The sequence below is a fragment of the Nocardiopsis valliformis DSM 45023 genome (assembly GCF_000340985.1).
GTDB lineage: Bacteria > Actinomycetota > Actinomycetes > Streptosporangiales > Streptosporangiaceae > Nocardiopsis > Nocardiopsis exhalans.
Genome location: NZ_ANAZ01000034.1, coordinates 1 through 10076 on the forward strand (window position 1 = coordinate 1; position 10076 = coordinate 10076).

Below are 10076 nucleotides of genomic sequence, written 5' to 3' on the forward strand. Positions count from 1 at the left end.
CTTTTCGCACCGGTCCCGCCAAACCCTGACAGATCACACAAGTCACCCGTCTCCGCCTGTACACAGGTCGTGAGCTCCGCGGCGGCGGTGCGGGCCGGGATCCGGTACCTGCCCCGGTTGGGCAGCACTGCGGTGTGAGCGGGCCCCGCTCCCGATGGCGCAGCGGCCTGCCCCCACTCCCAGCCTGGTCACGTCCGGTCACCCGGTGGTGGCGAGTGCGGCCGGGGCAGGCGACAGCGGGGTGCGCTCAGGGCCCCACCCCCACCGTGCTGAACCTGGCGCGGCGGGCTGCTCGGGCGGCGTCCGGACCCACGGCACCGAGGGCGATCGCGGTCAGTACTCCGTCGGCCGCCGGGTGCCCCGAGCGCCACATCAGCCTCGTGACCGCCTCCGGGTCCCGCCAGACCGGGGTGTCGGCGGGTAGGGGAGTGCCCAGCTCCACCCGCAGGGCGTAGGTGTCCAGCAGGACCACCACCAGTTGCTCCAGCCGGACTCGGCCGGGGTCGTGGCGGGCGTGCGCGATCCACCCACCCAGTACGGGGTGGTCGCGGTAGGCCGCGAACACCGGGCCGAGCTCCCGTTCCAGGCCGTGGAACAGGCGGAAGACGTCCACCCGCTGGTGCCAGGAACCGAGTTCGGCGCAGACCTCCAGCAGCTCACGGGCTGCGGTCCGCACCCCGCGCTCGGTCATCCACTGCCGTCCGATCACCTGCGCGTCCACCGGCCGCCCTTCCCAGAGCTGGAAGAGCAGTTCCCGCGCGCTCATCTCCGTGGTTGAGGGGTAACCGGGCAGGGCGATCCCCCAGCGCCGCCACCGGTGTGCCATGCCCTGGTCGCCCAGGGGAGTGATCCGCAGCCCCGCACCTGGCAGGGTCTCGACCGCGCCCAGGCCGACCAGGGTCCGCACCGCCGCCGAGACCTCCTCCTCCGGGCCTGGCTTCCCTTCACCCCGGCCCTTCGGACCCTGCCACGGGGCGAGCACCTCCACGAGGTCGGCGACGGTCCACACCCCGCCGGAGGTGAAGAGCTCGCCGAGCACGCGCAGCCCCAGCGTGCCGTGCCCGGACACCATTGCGGGCAGCGCTTCGGCCCAGGAACGCACGGCGCGGACGTCGTCGTCCCAGTCGCGCACGGCCGGTCCCGGGCGGGCCTCGGTGTAGGTGGTGCGCAGGAACCCGGCGCGCAGCGCGGTCTCGAACAGGTACGGGACCTCCTCCGGGGCCAGCCCCAGGTGTGCGGCGGCCTCGTCCCGGGTGTGCTCGGTGAGCGTTTCGTGTTCGGCGTCCCCGTCCAGCGGCAGGCCGTCGCCGACCCACACGGCCAGGCGCAGCGCCCGCCCCAGGACCGGGCAGGCGCGGGCGGCGGGTGCCGACCGCTCAGCCGGGGCGAGGTGGACCCGGGGCAGGTCCTCCGGCTCCCAGAGCTGCCCCCACCACGGGGACTCCCGGTCCTCCGGAGACCAGGGCGCCTGGTCACGGGGGAACACCTCGGCCGCGGCCACGGCGGCGCGCAGGACACGCGGGCTTTCGGCCGGGCCCAGCAGGCCCCGGTCCACGAGGTAGTCACACCAGGTCAGCCAGGTCTCCCGGAAATCCTCCGGTACAGAGCCCTCGGCGGACAGGGTGAGCGTGACCCGGGTGACGTCGTCCCGGTCCCAGTCCCCGGGGTCGGCGCGGACGGTCCCGTGCGCGGTGAGCATTCGGGTGAGGAAACGCGGATCGGTGATACGCGGAGGGCGGGCGTTACGGGCCCATTCGAGGCAGGAACGGACGGCGTCGGCGACGGAAACGGAAACGGAAACGGAAACGGTCATGGCGTCCTCGCTTGTCTCCCGGGGGCGGGGCGGCCGCGCCCCCTCGCACCATCGACGGGGGCGCGGCCGCAGAACCATCATCGGAGAATTCGCGCTTTTCTGCTGGGGGCCTGTGGACAACTCACGTTTTCGCAGTTCGGAGAGGAGAAGGTGAATTCGGGAGGAGCGTGCGGGAAAACCGTTGGAAGGCCCGGGCACCGGGCTGGTTGAATACGGCCATGATGATTCGAACCGCGCTTCCCGCCGACCGGGAGACCATCGGCGCGCTCCGGGTCTTGGCCTACAACGCCCAGGGGCTGCTGGACGCCAGCCCGTCGTACGCCGACACCCTGCGCGACCTCGGCTGGCAGGACCCCGACGAGGTCCTGGTGGCCGTGGCGGACGAACGTGTGGTCGGCACGGTCGTGTTCGTGCCCTGGGGGCCGCACTGCGAGATTGCCCGGGGGCCGGACGAGGCGGAGATCCGGGCCTTCGCCGTCGACCCCTCGGTCCAGCGGCGCGGGGTCGGCGCGGCGCTCGTGCGCGCCGTGGTGGAACGGGCGAAGGAAGAGGGCGTCAGCCGCCTGGTGCTGTGCACGCGGACGGTGATGACCGGAGCGCAGCGCCTGTACGAGGCCCACGGGTTCGTGCGCCTGCCCGAACGCGACTGGGAGCCGGTACCCGGCGTCGACCTGCTCGCCTACGAGCTGGTCCTCAAGGACTGAGCGGCCCCCTTGAGACCCTACGAGTACGCGGACCTGGACGCGACCGCACTGGCGGCGGCCCTGCGCTCGGGTGAGGTGAGCCCGGACGAGGTCGAGACGGCGGCCAGGGAGTGCCTGGCCAAGGCCGACGCCGACCTCAACGCGCTCACCCGGCCGCCCTTCGAACCCGGCCTGTCCCACGACCCCGAAGGCCCGCTCGCCGGGGTCCCCTTCGTGGTCAAGGACAGCGGTCCCGTGGCCAAGGGGGTGCCCTTCAGCCTCGGTAGCCGCGCCCTGCACGGGGCGGTGGCCGCCGCAGACCAGGACGTGATGGCCAGGTTCCGGGCGGCCGGACTGGTGGCACTGGGGCAGAGCACCGCTCCGGAGCTGGGGCTGAGCTTCGCCACCGAGTCCCTGGCGCACGGCGTCACCCGCAACCCCTGGGATCCCGCTCGCGGGGTCGGCGGCTCCAGCGGGGGAGCCGCGGCTCTGGTCGCCGCGGGTGCGGTGCCCTTCGCGCACGGCAACGACGGCGGGGGCTCCATCCGGGTCCCCGCCTCGGCCTGCGGGGTGGTGGGGCTCAAACCCAGCCGGGGCCGGGTGCCCTGCGGGCCGCTGGTGGGGGAGGCGGCCTTCGGGCTGGTGTGCGAGTTCGGGCTGACCCGTACCGTCCGCGACGCCGCACTCCTGCTCGACCTCGTGGGCGCCCCGACGGTCGGCGAGAAACATGTGGCACCGCCACCGCCCGGCGGTTCCCATACCGCGGCCCTGCACACGGACCCCGGGCGGCTGCGGATCGCGGTGAGCACCCGCCCCTGGGCGCCGACCGAGGTGGATTCCCAGGTCGCCGAGGCCGCGCGGGACGCGGGCCGGGTCCTGGAGTGGGTCGGGCACACGGTCACCGAGGATGCTCCGGCCCTGGACGCCGAGGACGTGGTGGAGGCTTCGGTGCTCGCCGTCATCACCACCGCGGCCGCGCTCTCCGAGGGCCCGTACCCGGCTGACGCCGCCCGGATGGAGGCCGTCCCGGCGCGCCTGCTCACCGAGGCCCGGGGGTACGGCGCCCTGGACGTGGTGGCCTGCCTCCAGGCCCAGCACCGGGTCACCCGGTCGGTGGGGCAGTTTTTCCAGGAGAACAGTTCTGAGGGGCACCGTTTCCAGGGCTACGACCTGCTGCTCACCCCCACGGTGGCGGGGCTGCCCGTCCCGCACGGCACCCTCGACCACGGCGCCGACCACACCGTGCGCTCCTGGCTACGGCGGATCTACGCCCACGGTCCCTTCACCGCGCCGTTCAACGTCTCCGGGAACCCGGCGGTCAGCCTGCCGCTGGCACAGAGCCGGGAAGGGCTGCCGATCGGGGTGCAGCTCGTGGCCGCCCACGGGCGTGAGGACCTGTTGCTCGCGGTCGCCGCCCAGCTGGAGGAGGCCGCGCCCTGGCGGGATCGCCGACCCCCGCTGTCGGTCGGTTGAGCGGCCCACAGGGGTCCCTAGCCAACCAACGTCGTGTTGGCATACGTTCCGATCTGGGGCAAGCTTGGGGGTTGTAGACACACGAGGGCTGTGGGGGCTCATGACGGATGGATCGGGTATGACGGCGCCGCTGGAATCGAGCTCAGGGACCAGCGGAAGCCTTCGGGCCGCACAGCGGATGCTCCAGTTGCAGAACAGCCTGGTGGAGCTGTTGCGGACCAAGCCCTTCAGCCAGATCACCTACAAGGAGATCACCGAGGGCGTCGACATCGACCGGTCCACTGTCTACCGCTACTACAACCACAAGAACCAGGTGCTCCAGGCCGCCGTGGACGTGCGGCTGACCGCGTTCTCCTCCCGGGTGGATCTCACGTTCGGTCGGATGGAGTCCATCGACGGCTACATGGGCCGCCTGGTGGATGCCTGGATCGGCCTGTGGCTGGAGTCGGGCGGGCTGCTCGCGGCCGCCTCGGGCCTGGGCGCGGAGCCGGGGCCGCAGCGCCAGTGGTGGCGGGAGCGGATCGAACCGTGGATCGAGGCGGTCCGCGAGGCGATCGAGGTGGCCCGCTTCGTGGAGGAACTGCCCAAGGACGGCCGCCCGGCGCTGCCCCTGGCCGAGATGACGGTGGGTCTTTGCCTGTCGACCTTCAACACCGAGCTGACCGTCCAGCACACCGAAGAGCACCGCACGATGGTTCGAGACCTGCTGCTCGACGCGATCCTGCGCACCATGGGCCGCAAGTGACCCGAGCCCGCGGCCCCGTCGCGTAGGCCCGCTGGTACGGAACGCACCTCAGGCCCGCTGACGCGCCACGTTACCGAAGGAACCGACGACCGCCCCCAGCGCGAACATGGAGGCCTCGTCCTCGTCCATGTGGACGATCCCGGCCGGGATGCGCACACGATAGGGCCTGTCCTCGCTGGGCAGGATTTCCAGACCGTCGATGATCCCCTGCCCCTCCAGCATCAGGAGGGCCTCTCCGACCCTCCCGGTGCGGTCTCCCCGCGCCCATATCGACATACGTTCACCCTAACGTTCGGCCCGGGGCCGAAAGCGGAGTCGGCCTGAAACAGGGGAGACGCGAAACGGGGTTCTGGGAGGTTCCGCGACCAAGCGAAACCGACCTGGAATTCCCGGTCCGCAGCGCCCTGGCTTCCCCTGTTGGGGTAGGGGACTGCGTTCCAGTGATACCACCGACGGTGCAGTTGCACGTGCATGCTCACGTGTGGATGGCCGAAAGCGGCCACCAGCCCGGGATTCTGAGCGGTAGCCGGTGCGGTGGAGCACGGTTCCGGGTACGGGTTTCCGGGCTGCCCCGAAGGTTGCGGAGTAGTTCCGGAACTGTCCGGAGCCGTTCAGGGGCTGAGAACGGTCATCTCATCACCGCGCACGTCCAAGGCGGTGAGGGCGACCTCCTCAACGGGAGGGGAGTCCGCACGCGGACCGCTCACCGCCAGGACACCGGTGCCGTCTTCACTGCTTCCCTCGACGCCGCCGACCGCGGTGATCGTGTCGACCTCGCGTGAGGCGGCGGCCAGGTAGTGCCAACGGCCGTCGGCCTCCTGCCACCAGGTGCCCGCGGCCACCTGGCGGTTGAGGTTGCTGCAGTCCCAGCCGCCCTCGCGCTCCCCGGCCACGACGGTCTCGGTGCCCTCATCGGTCTGCGCGACCAGCACCGCACGGGCCAGGCCGCCGCCGTCGTGCGCACCGAACCTGACGCACGCCCATCGCCCCTCTCCACCACCGGGCAGCTCCTGGACGGCGAACTCCCAGGCCGTGGCGGTACGCACCGGACCCTCGGGCGGTGCCCCGGCGCAGGCCAGCTCACCCCACAGACCGAAGCCCTGCTCCGGATCGAGTACCTCGTGCGGCCCCATTCGGCGGATCTCGGCGGGCGGGGGCGGCATGTACCCCAGGTGGGCCGTGTCCAGCCCGCCCAGGTCGATCGCCGTGTACGGCTCACCGTGCGCCACCTCGGGGGCGCGCAGCCGCAGGACCGGGCCCACACCGCAGTGCTCGCCGGTGGGCAGCGCCTCGGTCACCCCGTCCTCGTGGCCGACCTCGGACCAATCGGCCCCGGCCTGCCCGAGCGGTGCGGTGGCGGCCTCGCTCACCCACGGCGGCAGCAGGTAGTGGGTGCCCGCGTCGGTGTCGGTCAACCGCAGGGCGGGCCAGTTGGCCACCCCGTTGCCGGGTTCGGCGAACACCTCGACCCGCTCCTCGCCGCCCTCGCGGGTGTAGCGGGCCACCCGGGGGCCGTCGTGCAGCAGCACCACGTCCCGGTCGGCGACCTCACCGGCGAACAGCAGCGCGGGCGCGCTGGGTGCACGGCCCGTGCCGTGGCCCTCCTGCTCGGTCCAGGCGGCCAGGGATCGCCGGACCAGGGCATCGTCCTCGACCGCCTCGCCCCGCGGGTGCCAGGCGGTCAGGTCCAGGCGGAAGCTCTCCCGCCAGGAATCCGGGGCCCCCGCCCCGGCCAGCCGGGGCGGGGGAGCGGTGAACGTGGTGACGCCCGTCCCGCCACTGGTACCGGCCCCGGTCAACCCCAGGGCGGCCACCGCCAGCACCAGGACACCCGCCGCGGCGACCAGGCCGCGGCGGTGCATCAGCGACCCCCGGCCGCTGACCCGCACCACCGTGGGGTCGGGCAGGCGCAGGGTGGCCGGAACCTCCCGGGCCCGCTCCACGGCGGTGGCGGCCTCACGGACCCCCACCGAGGCGAGCAGTGCGGTCGCGGCCTCGGCGTCCAGAGACTCCATCCGCATCAGGGCGTAGGCCGCGCGGGCAGGGGAGTCCAGACCGTCCAGAGCCTCCAGCGCGCGGACCTCCCCGCCGGTCCCGTCCACCGGGGAGACCCGCATCCCCGCCTGACCGCGCGGGTGCCAGCTCCGGGGCAAGAGCGAGCGGCGCAGCACCCGGCGGCGGACCCTCACATACTCGTGGGGGCGGGGGTGGCGGCGTCCGCGCGGAAGCGCCCCGGTCACCAGCCGGTGCGCGTCCTCCAGCAGGCCGGGGGAGTTCCGGTGGCCGGAGAGCGTGACCAGGGCGAGCAGGACCAGGTTCCGGTACGCGTTGGGCGAAAGGCGTTGCTCCAGGGGGCCGGGCATCGAGTCTCCTTGGGATCTTTCCGAGCGAGACTAGGGAAACCGGGCCGGACTCACCCAGTGAACGCCGATACCCGCCCCCTATGTCCCGAAAGTCCTGCGCAGCGGGCGTTCCCGGTCATCCGATCATGCCCGCGGCAGGCTCGGTGGAGAGCCGGTGGCTCCGCGCCCCAGGACGTGCCGTCACCGCTTCCGACACCCGCTCGGTTTTGCGACTGGAGGTTTCACCGAGGGCGCTTCAGAGCGGTGCGAAGCGGTTCAGAGCGGTTGTGGGAGGTCACTGTCTCCAAAAATCTCCCACTGGGGCACGGGAGTCGGGGCCTCCCACTAGATGAGTGATTCCGATGTCTGAACTGGTTGCGGGCATGACGAAGGGTGCCCGAAGGTCTTGTTGTGAGACGAGACCTGGACACCCTTCTGACCGCACTCTACGCCTTCTGCGACGACCACGTCATCGAACCCCGCCGCATCGGCCGCCCACCGCGGCTGTCCGACTCCGAACTGCTGTGCCTGGCCATCGCCCAGGTCCTGCTCGGCTTCCCCTCGATGCGGCACTGGCTGCGCTTCGCCCACACCCGGCTGGGCCACCTGTTCCCCTACATCCCCAGCAGAGCGGCTTCCTCAAGCGATTCAACGCCGCCGGACCCCTGATCGCTCGCCTCACCCAGGCTCTGGCCCGACAGGTGCCCACATGGGACGACCAGCTGCGGCTGATCGATTCCACCCCGCTGCCGTGCGCGGCCTCGCGCGAGACCGTCAAACGCTCGGACCTGGCCGGGGACGCCGGATACGGGTACTGCCGCTCCCACTCCCGGTTTTTCTGGGGGTTTCGCCTCTACCTGGTCACCACCGCCGAGGGGATGCCCATCACGTGGTGCCTGGCCAGCCCCAAGATCGGAGAGCGCGAGGTCGTGGAGGCCCTGCTCAGACGGGACCACCACCTGGTGAGGGCCGGGCAGGTGATCCTCGCCGACAAAGGCTTCGCCGGGCGGGACTTCGAGCGCTTCATCGCCCAGGAGCTGCGATGCCACCTGGTCAGACCCGACCGCAAGGACGAGAAGCCCCGCCACGGCAAGCTGGCCCGGTGCCGCCAGTGGATCGAGGCGGTCATCGACACCCTCAAGGGACAGCTCAGCCTGGAGTCCCACGCGGGCCGCACCCCGGCTGGGGTGTTCGCTCGCACGGCCCAGCGCTTGCTCGCCCTGGCAGCGGGCGATCTGGCACAACTGGCAGACCCGCACACCGGTCAAACGGTCCTTGGTCGCCTGCGACCACTAACGACACCGGAATCATTCATCTAGACCCTGGCTCATGCCGAGACCCCTGTACCTGGTGTTGTCCGGAGCCCCCGCGCCGGAAGAGGTGACCGAGCTTGCCCGGGCCCTGCACAGTCACGGCTGGCACGTCATTATGTTGTCCACCCCCGCAGGCACGGACTTCCACGACCAGGACCAGCTCGCCGACCTGACGGTTGAACCGGTCCGGGTGGCGTTCCGGATGCCTGGCCTGGGCAAGCCATTGCCGCCCGCCGATGTCGTGTTGGCCTGTCTGCTGACCTTCAACTCCACGAACAAGTTCGCCCAAGGGCTGGCGGACAACTTCGCGATCGCCTTGCTGTGCGAGATGGTCGGCTACGGGGTACCCACCGGGTGGTGCCGCACTGCAAACCCCAGCTCGGCACCCACCCGGCCTTCACACGCAACCGTCAACGCCAGCACGCGGCGATCGGCTGGCTGGCACTCGTAGAGTTTGAAAAAAGGAAATCGAGCACCGTGGCCTGAGAATCCAGAAACACGGCTCCACCAAACTCAGGACACACCAGAAAATCCATCGCAACCGGCACGAATCAGTCGTGCGATGAGGGGATGTGCCGTCCGCCAAGTCAAGACACATCACCCGGAGTTGTTCGGGGGGTTACGAGCCAACTCCAATCGGATTCGGGTAGCTTCCTCGAAGATCTCGAAAGATTCCGTATGACGCCCCAGAGCGACCAGGAGTCCGCCTAGGCTGCTCAGGGAGTCAGAAAAGTCGGACAGGTGGGCATCAGGGTGCTGATCCGCCAGGTCGGCGCGTATCCCGGCGGCTTCGATGATGACTTCGAGCCCTTCCTCGGCCCGCATCAGAATTCTTAGTCGACCGGCTTGGTCATGCAGGGACGCCGCAAGGTCAGGCAGGTAGACGTCCGGGCGCTGCTCAGCCAGGATGCGGCGGATGCTGACCGCCTTGGCAATCGCTTCCAGAGCTTCCTCAGCCCGGACCAGATCTCCCAGACGACCGGCTTGGTCATGCAGGGACGCCGCAAGGTCAGGCAGGTAGACGTCCGGGCGCTGCTCAGCCAGTACCTCGTACTGGTGGACGGTTTGGGTAATGGCCTCCAGGGCTTCTTGGTCCCGTTTCGGGTCGGCCAGGGAGCGGCGAACACTGACGGCTTCGACCATCACCTCCAGAGCTTCTGAGAAACGTCCCAGTAGATTCAGGATTCTGACATGGTTGTGTAGAAAGTCTGCGAAATTGGACAGGTGGGCGTCGAGGTATTGCTCCGGCAAGGCGCGGATGATAACTACAGCTTCGGTGGTGGCCTCCAACGCTTCTTCGTTCCGCCCCAGAAAACTCAGATGGTTGGCTTGATTATGTAGGGAAAGAGCGAGGTTGGACAGGTGGGCGTCGGGGTGCTGCTTGGCCAGAGACCGGTAGTGCTCAACGGCTTCAGTGCCTGCCTCAAGCGCTTCCTCAACCCGCTCCAGAGCATTCAGATAGGTGGCTTGGTTGGCCAGGGACATGGCGAGTTCGGAGAGGTAGGTGTCGGGGTGCTGCTTGGCCAGAGATCGGTAGTGCTCAACGACTTCAGTGCCTGCCTCGAACGCTTCCTCGTCCTGGTCCAAAGCACGCAAGATGAGAGCCCGGGTGTTCAGAGCAAGCGCGAGGTCGGACAGGTGGGTGTCGGGGTGCTGCTTGGCCAGAGATCGGTAGTGCTCAACGGCTTCAGTGCCTGCCTCGAACGC

Annotated in this window: 7 protein-coding genes and 2 pseudogenes; 5 read left to right on the top strand and 4 right to left on the bottom strand. The window is 70.2% G+C overall.

The genetic code is table 11. The annotated features are described in order from the left end of the window. Positions 1 to 247: 247 nt before the first annotated feature. Positions 248 to 1813 carry a hypothetical protein gene (locus D457_RS0125635; protein WP_017583540.1) on the bottom strand — a complete coding sequence of 522 codons (1566 nt, stop codon included), beginning with the start codon at positions 1811 to 1813 and terminating at the stop codon, positions 248 to 250. Between the two features lie 218 nt (positions 1814 to 2031). Here D457_RS0125635 and D457_RS0125640 point away from each other — a divergent pair, with 218 nt between their 5' ends. The 3 genes from D457_RS0125640 (at position 2032) to D457_RS0125650 (ending at position 4714) form a co-directional block, all read left to right on the top strand. Next, a complete protein-coding gene (locus D457_RS0125640; protein WP_017583541.1) occupies positions 2032 to 2517 on the top strand; it encodes a GNAT family N-acetyltransferase in 486 nt (161 codons plus the stop codon). A gap of 9 nt (positions 2518 to 2526) precedes the next feature. After that, positions 2527 to 3969, top strand: a complete 1443-nt coding sequence (locus D457_RS0125645; protein ID WP_017583542.1) for an amidase — start codon at positions 2527 to 2529, stop codon at positions 3967 to 3969. 178 nt (positions 3970 to 4147) lie between these two features. Beyond that, on the top strand, positions 4148 to 4714 hold the full coding sequence (locus D457_RS0125650) for a TetR/AcrR family transcriptional regulator (protein ID WP_017583543.1): 567 nt from the start codon (positions 4148 to 4150) through the stop codon (positions 4712 to 4714). 48 nt (positions 4715 to 4762) lie between these two features. Here D457_RS0125650 and D457_RS33365 read toward each other — a convergent pair whose 3' ends face one another. Together D457_RS33365 and D457_RS0125660 are read right to left on the bottom strand one after the other, a co-directional pair. Beyond that, positions 4763 to 4990, bottom strand: a complete 228-nt coding sequence (locus D457_RS33365; protein ID WP_039831910.1) for a hypothetical protein — start codon at positions 4988 to 4990, stop codon at positions 4763 to 4765. Positions 4991 to 5325: 335 nt separating this feature from the next. Further along, positions 5326 to 7077 (bottom strand): hypothetical protein, encoded by a 1752-nt coding sequence (locus D457_RS0125660; protein WP_017583545.1) that lies wholly within the window; start codon positions 7075 to 7077, stop codon positions 5326 to 5328. 390 nt (positions 7078 to 7467) lie between these two features. Between D457_RS0125660 and D457_RS33370 the strand changes: the two are divergent. Both D457_RS33370 and D457_RS33375 read left to right on the top strand, forming a co-directional pair. Next, a pseudogene (locus D457_RS33370) lies at positions 7468 to 8352 on the top strand (IS982 family transposase). A gap of 33 nt (positions 8353 to 8385) precedes the next feature. Then, positions 8386 to 8777 (top strand): annotated as a pseudogene (locus D457_RS33375) (flavoprotein); the annotation flags it as partial. 189 nt (positions 8778 to 8966) lie between these two features. Here the strand turns inward: D457_RS33375 and D457_RS0125675 are convergent. Continuing rightward, a partial coding sequence (locus D457_RS0125675) for a tetratricopeptide repeat protein (protein WP_017583546.1) occupies positions 8967 to 10076 on the bottom strand: 1110 nt, incomplete at its 5' end.